The organism is Helicobacter sp. (genome assembly GCF_017502485.1).
GTDB lineage: Bacteria > Campylobacterota > Campylobacteria > Campylobacterales > Helicobacteraceae > Helicobacter_B.
Genome location: NZ_JAFVUX010000032.1, coordinates 26,057 through 50,896, shown reverse-complemented (window position 1 = coordinate 50,896; position 24,840 = coordinate 26,057). Strand labels below are relative to the sequence as shown.

Sequence of the window (24,840 nt, the reverse complement as noted above, 5' to 3'; positions counted from 1 at the left end):
GGGGGGGGGAAGCTAGAATCTAGCCTTGTCTCATCTCCTTCATCTCTTGCTAGCTTTTTTGTCTTTTTTGCTTTTTTATGCTGCTATGCTTTTATTGTATCTTATGGTAGTGCGTTGGCGGTTATTGATGACCACACGCTTACAAAGTATCTACTCATCGGGCAAAATATCCCGCTAACTCACCATATTATCCCAGAAATTGGCAGATTTTTCCCATTAAATGGGCAGGATCTCAATGTCTTAAGCGCGATCTTTGGTGCTTCTGCCTCTGTGTTTTATGGTTTTAACGCATTGTGTGTGCTAGTGGTGGGATTGTGCCTTAGCTATGCTCTAGCCACATTGCTGCCCATCATTGCCCCACATACCAAAAACCCTAAAACAACTGCCTATATATTGACTGCATTGTTTATCCTTACTCCAGCATTTTGCGGCTCGTGGTTTCGGCTTTTTGTGCCTGAGAGAATGGAGTTTGTGTTCCTAAGCATTATGCTTGCAAGCTACGCATTTGTCGCAAACAATAGGGGCGCACTAAGTGTGATTGTGCTCATTATAGGCGCACTTAGCGCGATGATTGCTTGCTTTTATAAAGAAACTTGTTTCATATTAATTGGCGGATTTGCCTTTATGCACTTGCTACTAACTTTTACCAACAAGCGTTATGCTAATCATTATGCCTTGCCAAATCGTAAGCTTGTAGTCTTTGATGTATTGCTATTGTGTGCTTGTGTAGTGTGGGTGCTTGCTTACTATATCTTTGTCATCGCGCAGAAAACGACTTCTGGCAGATATGGCGACACATTGCATAATCCACTTATCGTATTTGTTAAAAATCTCTTCACCTACATTATGAATGAGCCGTTTTTGTTTGTACTTGTGCCTTTGCTGTTTTTCTATCGTGTGTTTGTGGTTGTGCGCACTTATAAAGTAAGCCCTAAAAGCGTACTATTTATCCCTATTTTAGATTCTAGTCTTTGTGCGTGTATGGCATTTATCGGTGCGTATTTGGTGCTTAACATTTCTAGTGCGCATTATCCGCTTCCGGGTTATATCTTTGGGCTTGTGGCATTAAGTACTATCCCTGCTTTATGGACGCATTTGCGCGGCTTTATGTGCAAGGTTTTTGTGGTGGCTATTGTGTTGTGTGTGGGTATTTTTGTGAGTAACTCACTTTTTTACTCTGCTCATACAATTGCCCACTACAAAGCTTCTGGGCAGAATCTCCAATCTAGCCTAGCATTTTTTTCTAGTCAAAATCAGCCCATTACTATAAAGCTCGATGGTGTAGATTGCTCATTGATAGAAAAAGGCGAAGTGTGCTATAGCTTTGAGCAGTGGCTTAGATTCTCTGGGGTGCAAGCAAGTATTATCCCAGATAGAGATAGATATAATCCATTGCGCAAGTCTAGCGAGCAGGATTCTGGTGGCTTAGATTCTAGCACGATAGAATCTAAAACTGCGCAATACCTAATCCTAACACCTTATAGTAGCAATTTTGTCAATAGTGATTATATCGCGCATTTAGATTCTACCTATAAGCGCATATACCACGCAGATTCTGGGCTTAATCTAGGCTTTGTGGGTTTAAAAACATTGATGAAATATGCGCTAGTAAAAGACTCTAGTATTCTTGTCTTTTCTGGCAATATTTGGAATCTACCCGTGCATTTCTATGTCTATGAGCTACCGCAAAATTAGTGGCGATTACTTTAAGAAAATTTTAGCTACAATTCCCACTTAATTTTAACAAAAAGGACTTACAATGAAGACTTGCGTAGGTTTTAAAGGATTTGGTAGCGCGGCACTTGGATCGCTATTAGCTTTTAGTGCTGCAAATGCGGTGGATATTAATGTGAGCACTTATGGTAGGTTGGGCTCACTAGGCTCAATTGATTTTGGCGGTAGTAGTGAGCATTTTGCTGGTGTGCTGGCAAATGCCGGAGCAGATTTCTCACTGACAAATGGCTTTCGTTGGGGGCTTGGGGCAATTGGTGCTTGGACACCCTATGATAGTGAGAGCAAGGCACAGCCTTATGGAAGTGCTGGTGATGCGTCAGAAGCCTACATCGGGTATAAAAACCGCCTAATTTCTTTCTATGCCGGGCGATTTAAAAACGACTTTATGAAGTTTGATTGGATACAAGGCAATGTGCAAGGGCTTTCACTGCGCTTTACAACCTATGAAGATAAAATGATCTATTGGCTTACTTATGCAAACTCTTATCTCTACAATAGTAAGCAGCACAACTACCTACAAGGCGATAGAATCGCAGCTGATCTTTCAAGTCTAACTGCCTATATGAATGGTACAAGCAAAAACTCTCTCTTTGGTAAAGGCGAGCTAGTCGCTGCAGGTGTGGATTTTACTTATAAGGGCTTTTTGCTTAAGCCTTTTGCGCTTTTCCATAGTCAAGCTGGTATGGACAATAAGCTACTTTTACAAGGTGGTTTGAAAGCTGGCTATGCCTTTGATTTTAAGGGCTTAGAAGGGACAACAGTACTGCAAGGAATGTTCCAATACTGGGATCGTCCAAACGATTCTATTTCTGGGCTTGTGTGGGGGGATCAGTCTTTCCGCTATAAGAAGCAGTTTCTCTTTGGTGCAGGTATTGTGGGTGTGCTAGGTGGACCGCAAAGCTATATTTATGCGCTTAGTGATTCTTCTAAATTCTATGGCAGAAGCTTTGCTGGCTCAAATGCTAGTAATATCGCGCCATATTTTGCTAATGGTTCATTTTACGGCTATGTTTTTGGCGGATTTGACTTCAAATGGGTGCGACTTGATGCGATGGCAGCGTTTGGGACATACCAAGAGTATTCTATTATGTCTAACTTCCATGTGTGGCAGCAGAGAAATATGGGGCTTGACCTTGGTGCAGGCTATGCTTATATCAAAAACAACATCACAGGTAGTAGCTCAAACTTCAGCGACAATGCACTAAAAGTATTTGCTAAATTCTCTTACTAAATCTGCAAGGGCTTAAGCTTTGAGCCCTGCTTTTTCCTACAAACCTTTGCTATAATTCGCGTTATTTTTTGGAGTAGAGTTATGGTTATTAGTATTTTATGCGGTGGCTCTGGCACAAGGCTTTTTCCACTCTCTAGAGAGCTTTTGCCCAAGCAGTTTGCCCACATTCTTCCAAAGACCGCCAAGTATTCCACCTCTCTTTTTCAAGAGACGCTAGCGCGCAATATCGCATTAGGACAGATAGCGGGCACTACTATAAAGCTCCAAATAATCACCAATGAATCACTCTACTTTCTCGCTAAAGATCAAGCCCAAGATTTAGGTGTACAAATTGACCACTATATCTTAGAATCCTATGGGAAAAACACTGCCCCAGCCTTAGCTATAGCTGCCTTGCATACGCAAAAGCACTATGGAAACGATGAGATTATCCTAGCACTGCCAAGCGATCATCTAATCGCTAAGGATAATTATAAGTCCTGCATAGAGCAGGCTCTAGTCCACGCGGCAAATAATCAAATCGTAACTTTTGGCATAACTCCTACAAGCCCACACACTGGCTATGGCTACATACGAGTCGATAAGCTTACGCAAAAGGTCCTAGGCTTTTATGAAAAGCCAGAATCTAAAGTCGCACAGGGGTATGTGGATTCTGGGGAGTATTTTTGGAATAGCGGTATGTTTTGCTTCAAAGCCAGCGTGCTACTTGATGGACTTAAACGCCACGCCAATGACATCTATACTCTTTGTGAAGAGATCTTTATCCAAAGTCAAAGCCAGCGTATCGATGAGCAAGAATGCCTGCGTTTAGATAGAGAGCTAAGCGAAAAGCTTCGAGAAGAGAGTATCGACTATGCTCTAATGGAAAAGGCAGATAATATCGCTTGTATCACAAGTCAGTTGCATTGGAGCGATGTTGGGAGCTTTGAATCCTTGCGCGAAGAATATCCAAGTGATGAGCATAGCAACGCTACAAATACTCACTTCATCGCTAAAGATTCAAGCAACAACTTTATCCTATCATCTCGTCCTGTTGTAGGCGTGGGGATAGAGGATATGATCATTGTTGATAGTGATGATTGCTTGCTTGTTAGCAAAATGGGAGAATCTGCGCGTATCAAAGAAGTACTACCACTTTTGCGCGAGACTTACCCGGAGCTTGCGCGCACACACCGCACGACATATCGTCCGTGGGGGAGCTACACAATCCTCCTAGAATCTAGCTTTTATAAAATCAAGCAAATCATTGTCAAGCCAAAATCCCGCCTAAGCTTACAGAAGCACTTTCATCGTAACGAGCATTGGATCATAGTAAATGGTAGTGCGCTTGTGCAAATAGGAGAGAAAGAGATATTTCTACAAACCAACCAATCCACCTATATTCCTATGGGGCAGTCCCACAGGCTAGAAAACCCTGGCAAAATCCCCCTTGTAGTCATAGAAGTGCAGATGGGCGAATACCTTGGCGAAGATGACATAGTGCGCCTAGCAGATGACTATGCTCGCAGCTAAATCACTCGCCTCAAAGGACTCCAATGCTCTTTAACTCCTATCTCTTTATCTTTTGCTTTTTACCTATTGTGTGGGCTGGGTTTCATATCCTTAAGGCGTTGAATGTTAAAAAAGGTTCTGCTACATATATGAATCTTGCTAAAATCTTTTTAGTTCTATCAAGCTTATTTTTCTATGCGTATTGGAAGCTTATATATCTGCCCATATTACTTGGCTCTATTGTTATTAATTATTTTTTAGCTCAAGGTATTATAAGAAGCTTTGCAAAGCAAATAATAGATTGTAACGGGGGGGGGGGGGAATCCTGTAAGGATTCGGCTTGTAGCGATAAAGGCTTGATTGCTTCACGCTCGCTGCAGTTACATACGCCAAGTATGCGCCCTTGTGAGCGTTCGCAAAGCAAGCCTTTCTCATCTACAAGCCTAGAATCCCAAGCAGAGAGTGAAAAGCCCAAAACAAGGCGCAGCCGCAGTTTCTTTAGTAAATCCCACCGCGAGCAAGTTGCACTAGAATCCACACAAGCCATAGAATCTAAGCAGATTACAGGCGATTCTAAGATTGTAGAGAAAAATACAGAAAATGTGTTTTGTAGCCAGCTCGTAGGCGGCAGGATTTTTGATGAGAAAGCAGAGTTGTGCAGTGGTGAGCAAGGAGATAAGACTTGTGGTCTATCTCCGCAGGGAGACACAAACTCCCTGCTTTATCGCAAAAAGCCAACGCCGGAACCAAGCCAAGCTGAATCGCTTACAACACAAAAGCTCTCTGCTAAAACACTCCTAACCCTTGGTATTATCTTTAATCTCTGCCTACTTGGTGTCTTTAAATATACTGACTTTTTCTTAGAAAACTTTAATCTTTTTAGCAAGCTTTTACATTTAGACTTCACTATCCCTTTGCCTCATATTCTTTTGCCCTTAGCCTTATCATTTGTAACCTTTCAGCAAATTGCGTTTTTAGTAGATTGTTATAAACAAAGTAAAGTGAGGGAAGAAACTCAAAGATTAGAATCTAATGTAGAAAACCATCGAGAATCTCAAAGCCAGCATTCTCTAACACAAGCTACTTTATCTACAACCACCGCAAAAGAAAAAATGTTTATCCTATCCCCACTCCCCTTAGCCCAAAAGCGCAAAGCGACCGCTTTTCTTTTTTACAATCAAGGGGAGAGCCTCGCTATTTCCACTTCTAGTACTCAAGCGGCGATGGGCACTACTGCCTATCATCAATCCGCTTTCGAACACCACGAAGCGGGCGAGAATCGGTGTGCCTTTGGCGTGCCTAATGGATTAGATTCTGCTAACGCAGAATCTCAAAAGCCAATACAAGAAAGCATACATATCAATTTCTTAGATTATTGCTTATTTATCACCTTCTTCCCTCAACTCATTGCTGGACCTATTGTGCATCATAGAGAGATGATGCCACAATTTTATAAGATGAGCAGGAGGGATTCGGCTTGTAGCGATAAAGCAGGGAGCTTGTCTTTTGCTTGTGCGATAGACGCTCAAGTCTTATCTCCGCGCAAAAGCCTACGCAACCCTGCTTTCTCATCTACAATCCTAGAATCCCAAACAAAGAATAAGCCAACAAATGATTCTAGGATTTCTAAAGAAACATCGGCTATCGCCGAGCGGTATCCCTTGTTTTGCGATGAGAAATCGGGGCTTTCAAGCGATTGGCAAGGGAGTTGCCTAGATGGTAATGACCGCAGACAATCGCGCAGAATCGCCGATTTATCACGCAAAGCCGAATCCACCAAAAAAGCTGAATCGCTCCATATCATAAACTGGGAGTATATCGCTAAAGGCTTATTTATCTTCTCCATAGGATTATTTAAAAAAGTAGTCATTGCTGATAGCTTTGCTAAATGGGCAAATACTGGGTTTAGTGCGGTAGAAAATGGAGCTGTTTTAAATTGTTTAGAATCTTGGGCAGTGAGCTTAAGTTATACCTTTCAGCTCTATTTTGACTTTAGCGGATATTGCGATATGGCAATAGGATTGGGATTATTATTTGGCATTGTTTTACCTATCAATTTTAACTCACCTTATAAGGCATTAAATATTGCTACATTTTGGAGAAGATGGCATATCACTTTGGGGAGGTTTTTAAAAGAGTATCTTTATATCCCATTAGGGGGTAATCAAAATATTAAACGCGTTGCCTCTTTGAGCAAACAATCATCAAAACTAGAATCTAAGCAACCACACTCTTATAGAGAATCACTACTCAACAATCTACTCACCTTAAGAAATCTTTTTATCGTGGCGTTTTTAAGCGGAGTATGGCACGGGTCTGGGTGGGGCTTTGTGATATGGGGGAGTTTGCACGGGATGGCAATGATGGTGCATAGAATCTATATGCTTATGTATAAAAAGCTAGATTCTGCAAGTCTTTATGTGCGATTTATGCAAACTAGAATCTATATCCTGCTTTGCTGGATTCTTACTTTTAATTTTATCAATATTGCTTGGGTGTTTTTTAGGGCGGAGAATGTGCAGGGGGCGATAAATTTATTACAGGGGATGTTTTGTGGAGAGGTGGTGCTACCAAAGAGTTTAGAGTCTAAATTTGGGGCTTTGAGTGAGTGGGGGGTGGAATTTGGTGTGATGTGGATTGCAAATGTCGTGAAGTTTGAGAGCTCCATTTTTATGGTGATTTTTTTAGCCGCTGGCTTTGTGATTACGCTATTTTTGCGCAATAGCTGTGAAATCGCTAGCAATTTGCGATTAAGAGTTTATAGCGCCACTTTTTGCGCCATTTTGCTGAGCATTTCTCTGTGCTATATCGGTGGCAATGATTATAGTGCATTTTTATACTTTAATTTTTAGGAGTTGTGATGGCATATAAAGCATTTGTGCTATGGGTGATTGCGTGGGTGGTGGCTTATAGCACGACGATTGTGGGGCTACTTTATATCTATGATCCTTTGCAACTCTACCATAAGCCATATTTCCGTGAAAATGCCTTCACTGATGATACTAGAGTGCAGAATAAGGGTATTATCAAGCACTATGACTTCACGCACTATATTCTAGGTTCATCTATGCTGCAAAACATCCTAGCAAGCGAGATGGAGCAAAATTTAGGTGGAGCGTGGGTAAATATCTCTATGGCAGGAAGCTCATTTGATACAAGAGCGGTGATTTTACGCTATTTGCTAGAACATAAGCAACCCAAGCATATAGTGTATTCCTTAGATGAGTTTTCTCTCATATCACCAAGTCATAGCAAGACAGACTCCTTTGACTATCTCTATGATGAAAATCCCTATAATGATATAAAGATTTATATGAATAACAAGTTTCTTTTCTGTGCGCTTACTTTTTCTAGCGCGAAAATCTGCACAGGGGTAAAGGATCTTAATATGCTTCTGCCTTGGGCATTGGTCGATGAAAGTGGGATAACAGATCTCTTTGGTGGGTTTGATAATTGGATAGCGCACGAAAATGATAGGGTGCAATCGATGATGGAGAGTCTAAGGAGCTTTGATTACGCACCTTTTTCCAAGCTTGATAATATGTCTAGCACTGATGCAAGAGCTACTAGAATCTATTTGCAAACTTACCTTTTGTCTTTTATTAGGGAGCATCCAGATACACATTTCTCTCTCATCATCCCCCCATATTCGCGCCTACATTGGCGGATACACGGGAGCGATAAGCTCGCTAAATGGCAAGAGTCTATCACCTATCTCACCCAAGAGATTGCTGAGCTACCAAATGCTAGTATATATGGCTTTGATGATTTAAGTTATACTGCGCAAATTGCAAACTATATGGATCCAACACATTATAATATCGATATGAATAGAATCTTTATCCAAGCCTTGAGAGAGCGCACGCATATTATCGACAAAGTCAATGTTTCTAGCTACCTTTGGCAAATGGAGCAAAATATTCGCGATTATGATGTCTTGCCATTTATTACTATGCTACAGGATTTAGCCAAGTAGCTTGCGCTTAAGTCATCTTGTGCTAGAATCCGCGCATTTTACTACAAGGCAGCTTTAATAATGCGTGCTTATCAAGGCATATCTGGCATAGTATTTTTGTTTGTTGGCATTGTGCGGGCATTTGCAGCGAGCGAGTTGCTATCTAGCCAAGTAGTTTGTGATGATCTCTGTCAGGCAGTAGCGGAGCGTACTGCCATAAGTCGCCAAAAAAGCGGGAAATATATCGGGCTAGGTGTGAGCGTGAGTTTGCTTAGTGGTGCTAAGGGTGATGGGGGTATTAGTATCAATAACAACATTGCTAGCCCTTATGATGATCTTATCTCTATTCCGTCATTTGGGATACGCGCAGGCACGATGAGCTTTTTTAATCGCTATGTGGGTGTGCGCGGATTTTTTGGTTTTGATATGGGATTTGGTAAGCACTCTGGTGTGCTTACTATGCTTTCTTTGGGGATTGATGCGATCGCAGAGTTTTCTGTTTCTAAGGAGCATAATGTCTTTTTGGGCGGTATTGTGGGGATTGGGGCTGATGCCTATCTCTACTATGACCAAAAGGATTATAATCGCTGGAGTAGTATGAAAAAGGCTGGAGAGATCTTTATGCAAGCAGGATTGACAGCAATGGTAGGCAAGCATAGTCGCATTAATCTTATCTACCGCTTTTTGCCAGCACGCAGGGCATCGCACTTTAGCCCTACTGGGATAGTATCGCTAGAGTATGGGTTTAAATTTTAGCTCTTATAGATTTTGTATTAACTAGATTCTAGGCTTAGGAAGATCGCGTAGCTTTCTTGCAGGATTGCCCGCGTAGAATCCTGGCTCTGTAATATCTTTTGTCACAACTGCTCCTGCACCAATTACGACATTATTACAGATGCTAACGGGCAAAATCGTTGCATTACTCCCTATGCTGACATTTTTGCCTATATGCGCACCCCTCCATTGACTTTTATGCGCCGTCGGTGTGCCATTAGTAAAGGTATCGTTGATAAACATTACTCCATGCCCTATAAAGCAGTGATCATCAATGCGTGTGAGTGAGCAGATGAAGCTATGGCTTTGGATTCTACAATGGCTACCTATGGATACATCGCTTTGGATTTCGACAAATGGACCGATAAATACATTGTTGCCAAGAGTGCATTCATAGAGATTTGTAGGTGCAATCACGCAGAGATTCTCGCCATGCGTGATGTCGCGGATACAAGAGTGCTTGATAGTTATATCTTGCTTATCGGCTTGCTGGGTCATAAAGGTGTGCCTTGATGGAGTGGATTGCTGTATGGATTGTGTGGAGCTGGTCGCGCAGGGTATTAAGCTCTTGCAGGATGGCTTGGGCATTGTGTGCATAGGTGCTTGGGATAAGTAGGTTGGCTAGATGTTGTGTGTGGATCGTGCCATCAGCACCTGTTTTATACAAATGTGCCAAGGCTTGTTCTCCTTGCTGCGAAAACAAGTAGCAGTATAAGCCTTGCGCTATGGTTTTGCTAGGAGCGCGTAGCACAATAATCCCGGCATTGACGACACTTTTATGCGTGATTTTTCCTAAGATTGTAAGCTTTGGGGTAATACCGCGAATTGAGAGTAAAATATCATAAGAGCGAATTTGGTATTTGTTGATTTTGTCCTTATTGCCACGCTGTTTTTTGGTTTGAAAGCTCTCTGTGTAGCCACAAGGCGCAAAATCAGCAATTCCTATGTCAAAAAATTCTATCGCCTCATCTTTTTGTGTGCCATAGGTCCGCTGTCCACGGAAGATTTCTATGCCAAGATCTCTAAGCGTATGGGCTGTGGATTTTGCTGGGATGGTGCGCTCTTTGACATAGCTGTGTGCGCGTAAATCTTGAGAGTTTATGGACATAATTGGTGTTAGGCTTGAGTAGGGGCTTTGTGATTTGGTGCGGTAGAGATGTAAGATCTCTTGGATATTGATTAGGCGATTATACTTGCCATCTTTGGCGTAGAAATGCTCACTGCTTGCATCAATATGTAAAATCTGCTTATTGTGATGTGAGATCACAAGCAGGGAAAAATCGTGGCTTTGGTGAGGGAAGATGTTTTTAGGTAGCTCGATGATGGCTTCTATCATCTCATCTTCGCATAATTTATCGCGCAATCGTTTTTCTAAAGAAGATTTCATCAGGGTTTGATTGCGTACGATAAATACACCTCTTTCCCCAAGATGCGCGAGTGAATGGAGTAAAAACACTAGCTCAGGATAAGTTTTGATCAAGCTACCAGCAGTGCTAAATCGCTCATCATCTTTGAGAAGTTCTGTACCTAGGTGCGCGTTTAAAGGGGGGTTACACAGGATTTTATCAAACTTTTTGTAGCCAGAATTCTGTGTGAAAATTGGGTGCGCTAAGATGTCATTGACATAGAGTTGGCTAGATTCTAGCGCACTAAGCTTGGCAACAATGCGTGCAATAAGTGAGAGCTTAGGATCAAGCTCTTCGCCATAGAGTGTGATAGACTCCGCAGTATAGGCAAGACTTAGAAACACGCTCCCCATACCATAGCAAGGGTTGTAGATACTCTCTCCTGCTTGCATATCCAAAATGCCCACCAAAAGCTGATTAATCTCATAAGGTGTGGAGTAGAAGTAGAGCTTATTGGCAGTTTTTTTCTGCGTGATGATATGGAGAAACTGCTCTATAGTGCTGTGTGATAGCTTGGTGGTGGCTAGGAGTTTTAGAATCTTGTGTGGATTGATTTTGGGGTTTGGCTCTATAAGTAGCTCTGGCTCAATGAGTGTGCGTAATTCCTGTGCCAATGCCTCGTATGCTTTGGGTTTTTGGAGCTTTAGTATTTGCTCGAGCTTCTCTGGTTGCTTAGATTGCAAGAAAAATAACTCCATCATCACTGCTATGGCATCAAGCATATCGATATGGTAAGATTTGAGATACTCAAAGCACTTGAGCAGATTCTGCATAGGAACTCCTAAGAGATACTAGTGAAATAAGGCAAGACATTGTAATATAAAGACTATAATTTGTAAAACCGTTTTAACGATATCTAATAAAGGGGTGCTTATGTTGGAGATTTTCCCGGCGATTGACTTGCAGAATGGGCAAGCTGTGCGATTGTATAAGGGCGATATGCAGAGTGTTACAACCTATGGCGATCCGTGTGAGTTTGCTATAAGATTTGAGCAAGATGGGGCAAAATGGGTGCATATAGTCGATCTTGATGGGGCATTAAGTGGTAAAAGTGAGAATTTGTCTGCCATAGAATCTATTCGTAAAAACACAAAGCTTTCACTTCAGCTAGGCGGAGGGATTAGAGATGAGAATAGCATTAGACGCTATCTTGACTTAGGGATTGATCGATTAATCTTGGGCTCTCTGGCTGCGAACTCACCCGAACTCACTAGATCGCTTGCGGAGAAATACCCAATAGCAGTGGGGATTGATGCGATAAATGGCAAGGTCGCCACCAACGGCTGGGTAGAATCTAGTAGTATAGATGCGCTGGATCTAGCTAGATTCTATCAGAGTAGCAAGGTGCAGGCACTTATTTGTACAGATATTGGGCGAGATGGTGCGCTTAGTGGGATCAATGTGGATTTTAGCGTGGCTATGGGGATGGCAAGCGGGCTACCTGTCATCGCAAGTGGAGGACTTAAAGATGCACAAGATATAGCCTCTCTCTCGCAAGCTTTTATTGCGCACAATCTGCAAGGCGGTGTGATTATTGGCAAGGCGCTGTATGAAAAAAGAATCGATTTGCCAAAAGCTTTTATACAAGCACAAAGAAAATGAGATAAATTTTATAGTTTTATGCTATGATTCCAAATTATTACTATCCATTGAATTATCTCTGTGGGATCTTTGCAAGGCATTAGTAATTGCGGAGATTTCTCGATGATCCATATAAGGAGTTGCTTTGAAATTATTAGTTGTTGATGATAGTTCTACTATGCGCAGAATCATTAAAAACACTTTGCAGCGTTTGGGGTATGAAGATATTTTAGAAGCTGAGCACGGGGTAGAAGCGTGGGAGATTATGGATACAAAAGAGGGAATTGGTGTGCTGATCACAGATTGGAATATGCCAGAGATGAATGGGCTTGATTTGGTAAAAAAGGTGCGCGCTGATGATCGCTACAAGGAGATCCCTATCATTATGGTAACTACTGAGGGTGGGAAGACTGAAGTGATAACCGCACTTAAAGCTGGCGTGAATAACTATATCGTTAAGCCATTTACACCGCAAGTTTTGAAAGAAAAGCTTGAAGTTGTGCTTGGGGTTAATGACTAGCCCAGCACTTTTGATCTGTTGACTTATCTTGCGCTATTGTCTCACTAGAACTCCTATTCTAAAGCTTTCTTATGTCACAACACATCAGCACTAGCTCCAATACCTATGCGGAGATGGTATGTATCCCAACAGATTGTTGTGAGGTTTTCGCAGATTTTATTGCGCAGATTACAGGCGAAGCACTTGAAGAGATAGTCATTGGCACGCTGGCTGATTTGTCCGCATTTAGATTCTATAATGTCCCACAAGATGATATAAAATCTATGCTTATAACACCGCGAACTTTACCGCTCCAAGCTCTTGTGATCCGCTCTTCGTATGACCCTAGTCTTACGCCTTTGTGTGATTATACATGTGCGGAATCTGTATGGATAGATGACGAGCTTAGCGATAAGACACTTGTGCAGGCTCTAGAATCCTTCGCTTGCGTGGTGTCGCAGCGACTCGGGCGTGAGGTTGGGTTTGTTTATGCGGTGGAATATAAGTCTAATCAGGACTGGATCGCGCTCTATCAAGCTGGCATTGCTCCGTTAGAGTGTGGTAGATATTATATTCACCCATCGTGGCATTTACCCAAAGCCGGGAGAGAAAATATCGCGATTGATCCAGCTTTGGCATTTGGATCTGGACATCACGCAAGCACTTTTATGTGTATATCATTGTTGTCTGCTATGGATCTTGCCGGTAAGTGTTGTCTTGATGTGGGCTGTGGAAGCGGGATTTTAGGTATTATTATGGCAAAGCAAGGTGGCGTTGTTGATGCGTGTGATGTGGATATGCTAGCTGTGGAAGAAACACGCAAAAATTTTGAGAAAAATGCTGTGTATGCGCGTAGAGTTGAGCAAGGCTCTTTGGCAGATATGTTACTAGAGTCTAGCGTGCAACATTCTTATGATGTGATTTGCGCGAATATTGTAGCTGATGTACTTGCATGTATGCATAATGATTTTATTGCTGCTTTAAAACCTAGTGGCGTGCTGATTCTCTCTGGGATTCTTGAAGAAAAATGCGAATGGATTTTAGAGATTTTTGGTGATATGCAACTTTTACAAAAAGAGCATAGAGATGAGTGGGTGAGCCTGAAGTTTGCATTGGTAACATAAACATTATGCAAAATATATTATAATGTAAGGATCTAAGCAGTTATACAAAAGAGGAAGAAATGGCACAAAATGATAATCCGAACAACGATAAAAAACCGCCAATGAAGCAAAACCCCATCTTGCTTTTTGTGGTATTTGCGATTGTGGCTATGCTTGTGGTGAAGTTTACAAGTGCAGATTCTAGCTTGGGTGGCTTTGGCACAAGTGCTAGCAGAAATATTGAGTATTATGAGCTAAAACAGCTCATTGCGACTAAGCAAGTGCAAAATGTCAGCATTGGGCAGACAATCATCAAGGCAAGTGGGATTGATGCAAGTGGTGCAAAGGTCGTGTATGTCGCACGCAAAGTCACTGATCCTTCACTTGTGCCGTTGCTAGAAGAGCATAAAATCAGCTATGGTGGTTTTAGTGAATCCAATTTCTTTACCGAGACGCTTGGCTGGTTACTGCCTATTTTTGTATTTTTGGGTTTGTGGATGTTTCTCGCGAGTAGAATGCAAAAGAGTATGGGCGGAGGTATCTTTGGTATGGGGAGTAGCAAGAAGCTTGTTAATGCCGAAAAGCCTAAGGTCAAGTTTGATGATATGGCGGGGAATGAAGAGGCTAAAGAAGAGGTTGTAGAAATTGTAGATTTTCTCAAATACCCTGATCGTTACGCTGCTGTGGGCGCTAAAATCCCTAAAGGCGTACTACTTGTAGGACCTCCGGGCACGGGGAAAACTCTCCTTGCCAAAGCTGTGGCTGGAGAAGCAAATGTGCCGTTTTTTTCTATGAGTGGAAGTAGCTTTATAGAGATGTTTGTAGGGCTTGGTGCGAGTCGCGTGCGCGACTTGTTTGAAATGGCGAAAAAAGAAGCCCCTAGCATTATCTTTATTGATGAAATTGATGCCATAGGAAAGTCTCGCGCTGCTGGTGGTATGATAAGTGGTAATGATGAAAGAGAGCAGACTCTTAACCAGCTTTTAGCAGAGATGGATGGTTTTGGCAGTGAAAATGCTCCTGTGATTGTGCTTGCTGCGACAAACCGCCCTGAGGTACTAGATCCAGCTTTGTTGCGTCCGGGGAGATTTGATCGGCAAGTGCTTGTAGATAAGCCGGACTTCAATGGGCGTGTGCAGATTCTTAAGGTACATATTAAATCTGTCAAGCTTGCGCGTGATGTCGATTTAGAGGAGATAGCCAAGCTTACAGCTGGGCTTGCTGGAGCGGATTTGGCAAATATTATCAACGAAGCAGCTTTACTTGCAGGGCGCAATAATCAAAAGCAAGTATCTCAAGTAAATCTTAAAGAAGCCGTTGAGCGTGGGATCGCTGGATTAGAGAAGAAATCTCGCAGAATTTCTCCTAAAGAGAAAAAGATTGTCGCTTATCACGAGAGCGGACACGCACTAGTAGCTGAGATGACAAAAGGTGCATCTAAAGTCAATAAAGTTTCCATTGTACCGCGTGGTATGGCAGCACTTGGCTATACGCTTAATACCCCAGAAGAAAATAAATACCTTATGCAAAAGCACGAGCTACTTGCAGAAGTTGATGTATTACTTGGGGGTAGGGCAGCTGAAGATGCTTTCTTGGGTGAGATTTCTACTGGAGCGAGCAATGACTTGGAGCGTGCCACTGACATACTTAAGGCGATGATTAGTTACTATGGTATGACTGATGAAAACGGACTGATGGTGCTAGAGAAGCAGCGCAACGCGTTTTTAGGTGGGGGAATGGGGAATGCTAGGGAGTTTAGTGAGAAAACAGCGGAATATGTAGATGTATTTGTGCGTAGGACTCTTGATGAGCGATTTAAGGCTGTAAAACAACTCTTGCAAGAATATGATGGTGCTATAGAATCTATGGTGAAAGAGCTGTTTGATAAAGAAGTAATTGATGGTGATAAGGTGCGCGAGATCATCGAGGCATATGAGCAGGAAAACAATATGCCATCGCGCATCGTTAAGGAGCAAGAAGAGGAGGTGTAGAGATGAATAGTATCCAAATCATCACGAGAGAGTCTTTTCTTGGTATTATGTGGTTTATTGTATGGATTGCGCTTTGTCGTGTGTTTGATTTTTCTTTAGGGTTTTTACTTGGTGTTGTGCTACTACTCGCTTGGCTTTGGGCTTTTAGGAATCCAGAGCGAACACCTATTGATAGGGGTGATGATATTGTGCTAGCACCTATTGATGGGGTTATTAGCAATATTGAGCATAGGCAAGATACTGCGCGCATTAGTATAAAAGTGTCATTTTTTGATGTTGGACTTGTGCGCGCTCCCCAAGAGATTGAGACTATCACGCTTGAGAAAAAGTTTGGACTTGTGGCGTATTTTTCTCCATTGCAAAAGGAGTTAAATGAAGTGATGCGTGCGGATATTGTCGGCAAGATTTCTTGTTCGATATGGCTATATCCTAAGGTGTTTAAACACACTAGATTCTATGCTCCAATTGCCTATTACTTAGGCGAGAGAATAGGCTTTATGAAAGTTGGCACATTGGTTTTGGAGCTTCCGGATTCTGTGGAGATTCGCGCACATATTGGCGATAAGCTTAAAGGTGGGGTGAATGTTTTGGGATATATCAAATGAATATCAATCCTCTATATGCTCTACCAAATTTTTTTACTGCAGGGAGCATATTTTTTGGGATTGTGAGCATTATGCTTGCATCTAACTCCTTGTTTGAGCAAGCAGCTTGGCTTATAGTGCTATCGATGATTTTTGATGGGCTAGATGGGAGAATTGCTCGGCTTACCAATACTTCAAGTAAATTTGGTGTGGAATTTGATTCTTTGGCTGACATTGTGGCATTTGGTGTCGCCCCCGCTATGCTTGTGTATTACTATTTACCAACAACAGGGGCAAATTATGGGTTTGATGGTATGTATGGTTTGTATCGTGTGTTTGTGTGCGCACTTTTTGTGATTTTTGGCGCAATCCGCTTGGCACGATTTAATGTAACGACTTCAAATGCTGAGCCGAATACTTTCATTGGACTGCCTATACCATCGGCTGCCGTGATTGTGGTGCTATGGATTCTGGTTGATTTGCGTTATGGGTTTTTAGCACCACACTATGGCTATGTACTTTTGATTATTGCATTTATTGTAAGTATTCTTATGGTGAGTAATATTCGCTATCCTAGTTTTAAAAAAATCGTGTGGAATCTAAAAATTTTTGTCATAATGCTTATTGTCATCGCAGCTATCATTAGTTCTAAGTTTTATGTAGAAGTATTGTGCGTGCTGATTAGTGCGTATGTGGTGTATGGGATTGGGCGATGGTGCTTTTTGCTATGTAGAATGATGATAAAGCGAGTGTAGATTCTGTTTTTCGTGTTTTTGGTACTAGAATCTTATTTTGGCATATAGAGGGATAGTATGGTAAATGATATTATGATTTTTGATACAACATTACGAGATGGGGAGCAAAGCCCAGGTGCTTCTATGAATATGGAAGAGAAGGTAAAAATAGCCTTGCAACTTGAAAAGCTTGGGGTTGATGTAATTGAGGCAGGTTTTGCAGCTTCGAGTAAGGGTGATTTTGAAGCAATTTGTAGAATTGCTGAAGTCTTAGAGCATGCTATTGTTTGCTCGCTTGCACGCGCTATCCCTAGTGATATCGAGCAAGCGGCAAAAGCCACACAACAGGCTAAAAGACGCAGAATCCATACTTTTATCGCTACAAGTCCTATCCATATGCAACACAAGCTCAAGCTCTCTCCAGAAGCTGTGATGAAAAAGGCGATTGAGGCGGTGCAGTATGCTAAGACTCTGTGCGATGATGTGGAATTTAGCTGTGAAGATGCGTTGCGTAGCGATATGGGGTTTTTGCGTGAGATTATTCCAGCTGTGATTGAAGCAGGTGCTAGCACGATTAATCTCCCTGACACTGTTGGCTATCGTTTGCCTGCAGAGATTGGGGCGTTTGTCGCTCAGGTGCATAGTTTTGTTAAAGATTCTGCAATGCTCTCTATGCACTGTCATAATGATTTAGGCTTGGCTGTGGCAAATTCCATAGCAGCCATTGACTCTGGGGTTAGGCAAGTGGAATGCACGATAAATGGGCTTGGTGAGCGCGCAGGTAACACTGCCTTAGAAGAGCTTGTGATGATTATCAAAACACGCAAAGAGCTTTTTAATGTGAATACGCATATTAATACAAAAGAAATCTACCCCACAAGCAAGCTCGTAACTGATATTACAGGGATTTGCCCACAGCCAAATAAGGCAATTGTTGGGAAAAATGCATTTGCTCACGAGAGTGGTATACATCAAGATGGGATACTAAAACATAGAGAGACTTATGAAATCATCAAGCCAAGCGATATTGGTATGGTGGAATCTACCAGCCTTGTGCTCGGTAAGCATTCTGGGCGCGCGGCATTTAAGGACAAGATTGTCGATCTTGGCTTTAGTCTTAATGATGAGGAGCTACAAGCAGCATTTACGCGCTTTAAGCATTTGTGCGATAGTAAAAAAGAAGTGTTTGATGATGATATTCGTGCAATTATAGGAGAAGAGACTACACATATCCCACAAGTTTTCACACTCTCGCTTGTGCAAGTAAGTGCCTGCTCCAATGCTAAATATTGCGCTGCAGTAAGTGTTGTGCGTGATGGGATAGAGCTAAGTGATTCTGCACTTGGTAATGGTGTGGTAGATTCTGTGTTGAAGAGTGTTGATAGAGTTAGCGGGATAGTGGGTACACTTAAGGACTATAAAGTGGAGTCCGTTACAAGCGGTAAAGATGCTTTGGCAAAAGTCGTTGTCAAAGTGGAGTTTGCACAGGCAAATCGCGCAGTTATTGGACACGGAATTGATGTAGATACAATGAGCGCCACGGCAAAAGCCTATATTTCTGCACTCAATAGTTATTTATCTATGCGAGAATTGATGAAGAAGTGATTCCATATGGGTGACACTTTAGATATTTTTGGCTGATTGATAGGCGTGCTTGCAATACCCTTGTTACGAAAAATGGATATATCTGCACAAGGAGACAAAATCCTGTAGTACTACGCCTGCGCAACCTATAATTTCCCATCTAGCAAAGTGTGGGATAAAGCCTTTGTTGGTATCTACTGTATCTTGCAAGATTTCTTCACAGAATTTTTGCGATCTTTCTTTCATCTGCCTGCGCAATAAAAAGGCTCAATCTTAGCTTAGCAAATGCGGACTATTTCGTAATGATCAAATAGTAGAATACATCAGCACCAACTCTTTGCAATTTTAGTATGGGCTGGATTAGACAATATTGATAGTAGTATGTCAAAGATTTTTGGCAAAATGCCTGAAATTCTGTGTGTTTTAAAGTTTTGGCACATAGTACCAAAGCGCGTAGAGTTTAGCTTCTATCTTCTTTGATTCTAGCTGCTTTACCTTTGCGATCACGCAGATAGTAGAGCCTAGCTCTTCTCACGCGCCCTACGCGAAGCACACTAATACTCTCAAGACTCTCGCTATAAAGTGGGAAAGTTTTTTCCACGCCGACATTATTTGCGCCGATCTTGCGCACAGTAAAGGTCTTGCCCACATTATTACCACGAATGCAAATGCACACACCCTCAAAATTTTGGATTCTAGTCTTATCTCCTTCTACGATGCGAATTCCTAGCTTAATAGTATCGCCAGCCTTGAAGCTAGGTACTTGTTTGTCCTTGATCTGAGCTTTTTCAAAGCTTTCTATATATCTATTTTTCATTGCGCACCCTTTGTGTAGTTTTCCATCGCTCGAATAAATCTGGTCTAAAATAGCGTGTCTTGCACAGAGCTAGATGGTTTTTCAAAAGGGCTATTTTATTGTGGTTTCCCTTTGAATACTCTGAAATGGGAGTAAAATCCTCGAATTTTTCGTTTGTGCGCGCAAAGACTGGTGCTTCAAGTAAGGAGTCTTCAAAGCTCTCGCCTTGAAGCGAGTTGGCATTGCCCAGCACTTGTGGAATCTGGCGCGCAATGCTATCACATAGGCATAGCGCAGCAAGCTCTCCGCCTGTTAAGATAAAATCTCCAATGCAAAATACTTCGTCTGCCCACGCTTCAATCACTCGCTCATCAATTCCCTCATACCGACCACACACAAAGATAATATGCTCCTTTGTGGTTAGACGGACTGCATCGCTTTGGGTAAAATGCTTAGCGCAAGGAGTGAGAAATATAATGTGGGGGTTTTTGGACTCCGCTTCTTGTGTATGCTGGCTAGTAGCGTGCTTGATTGCTTTTTCTAGCACATTGGGCAAAAGTACTTGCCCAGCTCCTCCGCCAATTTGCGGAGCATCGACACTTTTGTAAGAATCAAGCGCAAATTCGCGTAGCTGGATCGTATGTGTGGTGATTAAACCTTTTTCCCTAGCGACTTTTAAAATGGAGTCTTGAAAGTAGCCTTCAATAAGCGCGGGAAAAAGCGTGATGAAACTAAAGGTCATTGCATTACCCATAGAGTAATTTGGCATTCTGTGTGAAAACTCCACCACTTTGCGTAGGGCTAGCAAGTGTGATAGTAAGCACATAAGTATCAATGTAGGGGATATAAAATACCTTGGACTTCTTTTTTGTAGTTTTGCTTGGGCTTGATGGGATTGTGGCTTGTGTTTGACTATTTTGCTCGATAAGCAAATAATCTGTAGTGCCAATGCGCTCTATATCAATTACTTTGCCTAGCACTTCACCTTCTTCAATCACTTCCAACCCAATAATATCAAAGTAGAAAAACTCATCTTTTTTGAGTAGGCATTTCGTGCGGGTTTCTTGCTCGCTGGTGAAAAGCCTCGCATTGACAAGTTCTTGTGCTTTCTCTCTAGAATTTACACCTTCAAAGGTGAGAAGCATACTGCCGTGTCTTTTAGCGATAGACTCTACGATAAGTAGGCGACTAGGCTTGTGTGCTGCAAGCGTTGTACCAGCTTGGATAAACTCCGCGAAATCGCTCATAAGATGGAAAATTAGTGTACCTTTAAGCCCCACTGTTCTACCAAGCTTGCCTACTTCAATTGTATAGCTTTGAGCTATGTAGCTTTCGTCTTGAGAGAGTTGCTGCGTGTGTGTTTTGGGAGATTTGGCTATACTGTCATAGGGAGTGGTGGTATCCATAACTATGTCCGACATGGATGCACGGTGATTTTGTAGGTCATCCCATCTTTTGCCTTACAGCCAGAGACAAAAGTTTTTAAAGAGACGATCATTTTGCCATCTTTGCCAATGACTCGCCCCATATCATCAAGTGCGACGAACACATCTAAGAGTCGCACACCATCTTCTTGAGTAGATTGTATAGAGACCTTCTCTGGGAATGCAACAATCTTTTTCACATAAGTCTCTAAAAATTTCTCAACCATAAGTCCCAAGCCTTTGAGAAGTTGTAACGCTTACTTGACTATTTTCCACTTGCGAGCTTCTCTACACGCTCGCTCATTTTTGCTCCCACACCTCTCCAATAAGCGAGTCGATCGGTATTAATCTTAATTATTGCAGGTTGGGTTAGCGGATTATAGTAACCAATGGATTCTATCCAGCCTCCATCGCGTCTCTTGCGAGAGTCTGTAACCACTACACGATAAAATGGCTTTTTCTTTCGACCCATGCGAGTTAGTCGTATCACAGTTGCCATATTTTCTCCTTAGATTATCAAGTGAATTGCGGGATTATACACAAAAAATATATTTTTACCCTTAAATAGGCTGTGTTCTAACGCCTTATATTGCCTTTCATTTGCTCCATTAAGCTCATAAAATCCTGCATACTACCTTTTTGGCTAAGTTTCTTTGCCATTTTTGATGCCATATCAAACTGCTTGATAATGCGATTAATATCAGCTACTTCAAGTCCAGCTCCCTGTGCTATTCTCTTGCGCCTTGAGCCATTAAGTAAGTTTGGATTCTCTCGCTCCTTTTTCGTCATAGAATCTACCATCGCACGGATATTTTTTAGCTCTTTAGAATTATCCAAATCCACATTTTTAAGTTGTCCAGCTACTTGAGAAAGCCCCGGAATCATCGATACAAGCGAACTCATTGAGCCAAGCTTTTTGACATTTTCTATTTGCGCTAGGAAGTCTTCAAAGCCAAATTGTCCCTTTTTAAGTTTTTTGCTAATGGATTTTGCTTCTTTTTCATCAATGATTGTGGCAGTTTTTTCTGCAAGCGATACTATATCTCCAGCTCCCATAAGTCGTGAGACAATGCGATCGGGGATAAAAATGTCAAGATCAGGGATTTTCTCACCATTACCAATAAATCGTAGCGGGATTTGTAGCTGATAAGCAATATTAAGCGCGATGCCACCTTTAGAGTCGCTATCAAACTTAGTGAGAATCACCCCACTAAGTCCCACAAGCTCGTGGAAACTCTGCGCACTTCTAATACCATCTTGCCCACTAAGGGAGTCTGCTACATAAAAGATCTCATTAGGCTCTAAGATCTTGCGTAAATCTTGTAGCTCACTCATTAGTGCTTCATCAATTGCTAATCGCCCAGCAGAATCCACAATCATCACATCAAAGTCTCCTTGCTCTGCACGCTTTTTGGCTGCTTGTGCCACTGCTATTGGGCTAGATTCTGCTGGGTTTGACATAGAATCTGGACTAAAGACTTCTATCTCGATTTGCTCTCCTAGCACTTGGAGTTGTTTAACTGCTGCTAGCCTTGCTAAATCACAGGCTACAAGCAATACCTTTTTGTTACGCGTTTTTAGGTAGTTGGCAAGCTTGGCAGAAGTAGTTGTTTTCCCGCTACCTTGCAAGCCACACATAAGCACGATTGTAGGGGGTTTTGGTGCGTAGGTAAAGCCGTAATGTCCGCTTGTGGTTAAAATGTGTAGCAATGCAGCTTGCAGAGCATCTAAGAAGCTTTGCTTGCCTATGCCCTTTTCTCTTGTTTGTAAAGCGATTTGATCAAGCAGAGATTTGGTAACTTTGTGATGAACATCATTTTTAAGTAGGATTTTTTTGAGCTCATCTAGGGCGCGAGCGAGAGCCTTTTCATCATCATTAAAGCGGATTTTAGCCGTGATAGCGCGCAGCGAGTTACTAAGTGTATCAAACATCAATTCTCCTTCATTAGATTCTAGCTATTGTAATACAAGCCTACTTAAACTATTGCTTTACGCGTGTGATGCAGTGCCTTGATAGACAAAGTCTAAATACTCTTGGCTGATCTCATCAACAGCTATGGCGAGATACTGCGGCACTTCATAGCTATGGAGTGAGAGCAGCACCGCCCTTGTCTCTTCTAGCGCGCTTTTGGTGGTTTTAAGCCGCAAGAGATATTCTTTATCACAGCAGATTTTGCCATCAAAGCGATAAAGGCTCTGGATTTTACTCCACTGCGCACAGGCGATGAGGTTGCGCTTTAGGAGAGCTTTGGCGATGGTCTTTGCCTCCTTTTTGCTACTTGTGGTGGTGAGAATCACATAAATATCCATAGTATTGCCTTAGACAATCTCGTGCAAAAGCCCAACTGCTGCGATAACTAGCACGACCCCCACATAGCCTATGGCATTAAGCCTCTCTCCAAATAAGATTCTACCTCCAGCAATCGTGCCAATAATCCCTATCGCTCCCCAGCTAGAATACGCCACTGCAAGCTCCATAGAATCTAGTGCGAGCATTAGTAGATAAAATGCCCCAATGACCACGCCCACCGCTCCTAGCCCATAGCCTAGCTTAGAGAAGCCATTTGATGCTTTAAGCAGGAGGTTTGCCACTACATCAAGCACCGCTGCCGCACATACTAAGAAAAACCCAAATAGCGCGCCATTAACAAGAGAGCAAGCCCAAGCAAGAGCTACAACACCAAGCAGCCCTGCTGCAAGAATGGCTAGGGCTTTTATAGATGGCGTAGTGTGCTCGCTAGAATCTATCTCGCCAAAGTTGATTAGCATAATCCCAGCAATCGCACACGCAATCCCAGCATACTGCACTAAAGCTAGATTCTCATCAAAATACCAAATCCCAATTAAAACAATACATAGAACACCAAGCACTTCCCACATCGCATACGCTACGCTCACGCTTATGCGCTTAATGGATAGCCCAATGAAGTAGTAAGATACACAGATGAAAAAGGCTGTAACCAAAAAGCCATAGCTCATACTCTGCGCGAGTTTTAAAAAGCTTGAGCCTAGCACTTCTGTGATGATAGCAATCAGTAGCCATAGCCACGCTAGAAGCTTAGGATTTAGATGAAGCATTGTATGTTCCTTGCAAATTGTTTCGTAGGTTGTTTTTCATAGCATAGATGATGACTAAAACCCCTAAGATAATCATTATTAAGGAGAGAATCTGCCCCATACTCAAAGAGCCAAATAGCCCAAGCTGTGGATCAGGCTCTCTCCAATACTCTGCGACAAATCGCATAAGCCCATAGCTGACCCCATACACGCCAATAAGTGCGTTTGTAAGGAGCTTTACGCGCGAGCTTATTATGATGATGATAAATACCACCAAACCTTCAAGGATCGCTTCTAGAAGCTGGCTTGGATAGCGTAGCACACCATCGACCAAAATTCCGACCCTTTGCCCTAAGGTGTCATTTTCACTCACCACTCGCCCAAATAACTCGTGGTTTAAGAAGTTTCCTACACGCCCAAAAACATAGGCTAGAGGCACGCTAATAGCTACTAGATCTAAAAGTGGCAGGAGTGTTACGCGCTTAGCTTTGATAAACACATATGATACAAGCAAGAACCCAATAACTCCGCCGTGAAAGCTCATACCGCGGATACCAACAAAATTCCCAAAAGAATCAAATGGGTTAAAAACCTCTAGAGGATGGGCTAGATACCAAAATCTATTAGGGTCATAAATAAGCACATAGCCAATCCTAGCCCCTATAATCACGCCAATTTCTGCCCAGATGAAATAGCTATCTAAAAGTTGCTTTGATATAGGGAAGCGCGTTGGATTTATGCGGATAAAAAAGTGTGCAACAAAAAGCGCGAACACTAGCGCACACATATATGCAATACCATACCAATGTACATTAATGCCAAATATACTAAATGCCACAGGATCAAAGTGTGCATAAATCGTGTTCCACAGGCTGTAATGCTCTATCATAAATATC

Annotated in this window: 24 protein-coding genes and 1 pseudogene; 13 read left to right on the top strand and 12 right to left on the bottom strand. The window is 42.2% G+C overall.

Annotated elements, in window-relative coordinates:
* The 6 genes from IKB69_RS07405 to IKB69_RS07380 all read left to right on the top strand — a co-directional run.
* Nucleotides 1-1,695: hypothetical protein (locus IKB69_RS07405; protein ID WP_290947906.1), on the top strand; the 1,695-nt coding region annotated here is incomplete at its 5' end.
* 64 nt (nt 1,696-1,759) lie between these two features.
* Nucleotides 1,760-2,965 (top strand): hypothetical protein, encoded by a 1,206-nt coding sequence (locus IKB69_RS07400; protein WP_290947904.1) that lies wholly within the window; start codon nt 1,760-1,762, stop codon nt 2,963-2,965.
* 81 nt (nt 2,966-3,046) lie between these two features.
* Nucleotides 3,047-4,477, top strand: a complete 1,431-nt coding sequence (locus tag IKB69_RS07395; protein ID WP_290947902.1) for a mannose-1-phosphate guanylyltransferase/mannose-6-phosphate isomerase — start codon at nt 3,047-3,049, stop codon at nt 4,475-4,477.
* Between the two features lie 23 nt (nt 4,478-4,500).
* Nucleotides 4,501-7,308 (top strand): MBOAT family O-acyltransferase, encoded by a 2,808-nt coding sequence (locus IKB69_RS07390; RefSeq protein ID WP_290947900.1) that lies wholly within the window; start codon nt 4,501-4,503, stop codon nt 7,306-7,308.
* A gap of 8 nt (nt 7,309-7,316) precedes the next feature.
* Nucleotides 7,317-8,432 (top strand): hypothetical protein, encoded by a 1,116-nt coding sequence (locus IKB69_RS07385; RefSeq protein WP_290947898.1) that lies wholly within the window; start codon nt 7,317-7,319, stop codon nt 8,430-8,432.
* A 60-nt stretch (nt 8,433-8,492) separates the two neighbouring features.
* Nucleotides 8,493-9,167 (top strand): hypothetical protein, encoded by a 675-nt coding sequence (locus tag IKB69_RS07380; protein WP_290947896.1) that lies wholly within the window; start codon nt 8,493-8,495, stop codon nt 9,165-9,167.
* Between the two features lie 21 nt (nt 9,168-9,188).
* Here the strand turns inward: IKB69_RS07380 and IKB69_RS07375 are convergent, their stop codons facing one another.
* Both IKB69_RS07375 and IKB69_RS07370 read right to left on the bottom strand, forming a co-directional pair.
* A complete protein-coding gene (locus IKB69_RS07375; RefSeq protein ID WP_290947894.1) occupies nt 9,189-9,683 on the bottom strand; it encodes an acyltransferase in 495 nt (164 codons plus the stop codon).
* Nucleotides 9,664-11,364 carry an N-6 DNA methylase gene (locus IKB69_RS07370; RefSeq protein WP_290947892.1) on the bottom strand — a complete coding sequence of 567 codons (1,701 nt, stop codon included), beginning with the start codon at nt 11,362-11,364 and terminating at the stop codon, nt 9,664-9,666. Before IKB69_RS07370 ends, IKB69_RS07375 begins: the two co-directional genes overlap by 20 nt.
* A 100-nt stretch (nt 11,365-11,464) precedes the next feature.
* Here IKB69_RS07370 and hisA point away from each other — a divergent pair, with 100 nt between their 5' ends.
* From hisA to IKB69_RS07335, 7 genes are all read left to right on the top strand, one after another.
* On the top strand, nt 11,465-12,193 hold the full coding sequence (gene hisA / locus IKB69_RS07365) for a 1-(5-phosphoribosyl)-5-[(5-phosphoribosylamino)methylideneamino]imidazole-4-carboxamide isomerase (protein ID WP_363240388.1): 729 nt from the start codon (nt 11,465-11,467) through the stop codon (nt 12,191-12,193).
* A 124-nt stretch (nt 12,194-12,317) separates the two neighbouring features.
* Nucleotides 12,318-12,692, top strand: a complete 375-nt coding sequence (locus tag IKB69_RS07360) for a chemotaxis response regulator CheY (protein WP_290947890.1) — start codon at nt 12,318-12,320, stop codon at nt 12,690-12,692.
* A gap of 71 nt (nt 12,693-12,763) precedes the next feature.
* Entirely contained in the window at nt 12,764-13,795 is a 1,032-nt protein-coding gene (prmA, locus tag IKB69_RS07355) for a 50S ribosomal protein L11 methyltransferase (protein ID WP_290947888.1), read from the top strand.
* Between the two features lie 59 nt (nt 13,796-13,854).
* Nucleotides 13,855-15,765 (top strand): ATP-dependent zinc metalloprotease FtsH, encoded by a 1,911-nt coding sequence (gene ftsH / locus IKB69_RS07350; protein WP_290947886.1) that lies wholly within the window; start codon nt 13,855-13,857, stop codon nt 15,763-15,765.
* 2 nt (nt 15,766-15,767) lie between these two features.
* Complete coding sequence (locus IKB69_RS07345) at nt 15,768-16,370, top strand: phosphatidylserine decarboxylase (RefSeq protein ID WP_290947884.1); 603 nt, start codon at nt 15,768-15,770, stop codon at nt 16,368-16,370.
* The gene (gene pssA, locus IKB69_RS07340) at nt 16,367-17,104 is read left to right on the top strand and encodes a CDP-diacylglycerol--serine O-phosphatidyltransferase (RefSeq protein WP_290947881.1); all 738 of its coding nucleotides are present in this window, start codon (nt 16,367-16,369) and stop codon (nt 17,102-17,104) included. The genes IKB69_RS07345 and pssA overlap by 4 nt, the downstream gene beginning before the upstream one ends.
* Before the next feature lie 57 nt (nt 17,105-17,161).
* Complete coding sequence (locus IKB69_RS07335; protein ID WP_290947879.1) at nt 17,162-18,688, top strand: 2-isopropylmalate synthase; 1,527 nt, start codon at nt 17,162-17,164, stop codon at nt 18,686-18,688.
* A gap of 439 nt (nt 18,689-19,127) precedes the next feature.
* On the opposite strand, the gene rplS is transcribed toward IKB69_RS07335, so the two are convergent.
* From rplS to lgt, 10 genes and pseudogenes are all read right to left on the bottom strand, one after another.
* Nucleotides 19,128-19,484, bottom strand: a complete 357-nt coding sequence (rplS, locus tag IKB69_RS07330; RefSeq protein WP_290947877.1) for a 50S ribosomal protein L19 — start codon at nt 19,482-19,484, stop codon at nt 19,128-19,130.
* Nucleotides 19,474-20,205 (bottom strand): tRNA (guanosine(37)-N1)-methyltransferase TrmD, encoded by a 732-nt coding sequence (gene trmD, locus IKB69_RS07325; protein ID WP_290947912.1) that lies wholly within the window; start codon nt 20,203-20,205, stop codon nt 19,474-19,476. The genes rplS and trmD overlap by 11 nt, the downstream gene beginning before the upstream one ends.
* A 4-nt stretch (nt 20,206-20,209) precedes the next feature.
* Nucleotides 20,210-20,869: a ribosome maturation factor RimM gene (gene rimM / locus IKB69_RS07320; RefSeq protein WP_290947875.1), complete on the bottom strand. Its 660-nt coding sequence runs from the start codon at nt 20,867-20,869 to the stop codon at nt 20,210-20,212.
* A 2-nt stretch (nt 20,870-20,871) separates the two neighbouring features.
* On the bottom strand, nt 20,872-21,114 hold the full coding sequence (locus tag IKB69_RS07315) for a KH domain-containing protein (protein ID WP_290947873.1): 243 nt from the start codon (nt 21,112-21,114) through the stop codon (nt 20,872-20,874).
* A 38-nt stretch (nt 21,115-21,152) separates the two neighbouring features.
* Nucleotides 21,153-21,386: a 30S ribosomal protein S16 gene (gene rpsP, locus IKB69_RS07310; protein ID WP_290947871.1), complete on the bottom strand. Its 234-nt coding sequence runs from the start codon at nt 21,384-21,386 to the stop codon at nt 21,153-21,155.
* A 77-nt stretch (nt 21,387-21,463) separates the two neighbouring features.
* Nucleotides 21,464-22,819: a signal recognition particle protein gene (ffh, locus tag IKB69_RS07305; RefSeq protein WP_290947869.1), complete on the bottom strand. Its 1,356-nt coding sequence runs from the start codon at nt 22,817-22,819 to the stop codon at nt 21,464-21,466.
* A gap of 57 nt (nt 22,820-22,876) precedes the next feature.
* Nucleotides 22,877-23,197: a divalent-cation tolerance protein CutA gene (gene cutA, locus IKB69_RS07300; protein WP_290947867.1), complete on the bottom strand. Its 321-nt coding sequence runs from the start codon at nt 23,195-23,197 to the stop codon at nt 22,877-22,879.
* Between the two features lie 9 nt (nt 23,198-23,206).
* Nucleotides 23,207-23,575: an SMR family transporter gene (locus IKB69_RS07295; protein WP_290947910.1), complete on the bottom strand. Its 369-nt coding sequence runs from the start codon at nt 23,573-23,575 to the stop codon at nt 23,207-23,209.
* Between the two features lie 111 nt (nt 23,576-23,686).
* A pseudogene (locus IKB69_RS07290) lies at nt 23,687-23,965 on the bottom strand (SMR family transporter); the annotation flags it as partial.
* A complete protein-coding gene (gene lgt / locus IKB69_RS07285) occupies nt 23,946-24,833 on the bottom strand; it encodes a prolipoprotein diacylglyceryl transferase (protein WP_290947865.1) in 888 nt (295 codons plus the stop codon). The pseudogene IKB69_RS07290 and the gene lgt, both read right to left, overlap by 20 nt.
* Nucleotides 24,834-24,840 lie beyond the last annotated feature (7 nt).

What these genes read in the sequence shown, in the direction of transcription:
- IKB69_RS07400 (WP_290947904.1), top strand. Translation starts at nt 1,760, where the DNA reads ATGAAGACTTGCGTAGGTTTTAAAGGATTTGGTAGCGCGGCACTTGGA.
- IKB69_RS07395 (WP_290947902.1), top strand. Translation starts at nt 3,047, where the DNA reads ATGGTTATTAGTATTTTATGCGGTGGCTCTGGCACAAGGCTTTTTCCA.
- IKB69_RS07390 (WP_290947900.1), top strand. Translation starts at nt 4,501, where the DNA reads ATGCTCTTTAACTCCTATCTCTTTATCTTTTGCTTTTTACCTATTGTG.
- IKB69_RS07385 (WP_290947898.1), top strand. Translation starts at nt 7,317, where the DNA reads ATGGCATATAAAGCATTTGTGCTATGGGTGATTGCGTGGGTGGTGGCT.
- IKB69_RS07380 (WP_290947896.1), top strand. Translation starts at nt 8,493, where the DNA reads ATGCGTGCTTATCAAGGCATATCTGGCATAGTATTTTTGTTTGTTGGC.
- IKB69_RS07375 (WP_290947894.1), bottom strand. Translation starts at nt 9,683, where the DNA reads ATGACCCAGCAAGCCGATAAGCAAGATATAACTATCAAGCACTCTTGT.
- IKB69_RS07370 (WP_290947892.1), bottom strand. Translation starts at nt 11,364, where the DNA reads ATGCAGAATCTGCTCAAGTGCTTTGAGTATCTCAAATCTTACCATATC.
- hisA (WP_363240388.1), top strand. Translation starts at nt 11,465, where the DNA reads ATGTTGGAGATTTTCCCGGCGATTGACTTGCAGAATGGGCAAGCTGTG.
- prmA (WP_290947888.1), top strand. Translation starts at nt 12,764, where the DNA reads ATGTCACAACACATCAGCACTAGCTCCAATACCTATGCGGAGATGGTA.
- ftsH (WP_290947886.1), top strand. Translation starts at nt 13,855, where the DNA reads ATGGCACAAAATGATAATCCGAACAACGATAAAAAACCGCCAATGAAG.
- IKB69_RS07345 (WP_290947884.1), top strand. Translation starts at nt 15,768, where the DNA reads ATGAATAGTATCCAAATCATCACGAGAGAGTCTTTTCTTGGTATTATG.
- pssA (WP_290947881.1), top strand. Translation starts at nt 16,367, where the DNA reads ATGAATATCAATCCTCTATATGCTCTACCAAATTTTTTTACTGCAGGG.
- IKB69_RS07335 (WP_290947879.1), top strand. Translation starts at nt 17,162, where the DNA reads ATGGTAAATGATATTATGATTTTTGATACAACATTACGAGATGGGGAG.
- rplS (WP_290947877.1), bottom strand. Translation starts at nt 19,484, where the DNA reads ATGAAAAATAGATATATAGAAAGCTTTGAAAAAGCTCAGATCAAGGAC.
- trmD (WP_290947912.1), bottom strand. Translation starts at nt 20,205, where the DNA reads ATGACCTTTAGTTTCATCACGCTTTTTCCCGCGCTTATTGAAGGCTAC.
- rimM (WP_290947875.1), bottom strand. Translation starts at nt 20,869, where the DNA reads ATGGATACCACCACTCCCTATGACAGTATAGCCAAATCTCCCAAAACA.
- IKB69_RS07315 (WP_290947873.1), bottom strand. Translation starts at nt 21,114, where the DNA reads ATGGTTGAGAAATTTTTAGAGACTTATGTGAAAAAGATTGTTGCATTC.
- rpsP (WP_290947871.1), bottom strand. Translation starts at nt 21,386, where the DNA reads ATGGCAACTGTGATACGACTAACTCGCATGGGTCGAAAGAAAAAGCCA.
- ffh (WP_290947869.1), bottom strand. Translation starts at nt 22,819, where the DNA reads ATGTTTGATACACTTAGTAACTCGCTGCGCGCTATCACGGCTAAAATC.
- cutA (WP_290947867.1), bottom strand. Translation starts at nt 23,197, where the DNA reads ATGGATATTTATGTGATTCTCACCACCACAAGTAGCAAAAAGGAGGCA.
- lgt (WP_290947865.1), bottom strand. Translation starts at nt 24,833, where the DNA reads ATGATAGAGCATTACAGCCTGTGGAACACGATTTATGCACACTTTGAT.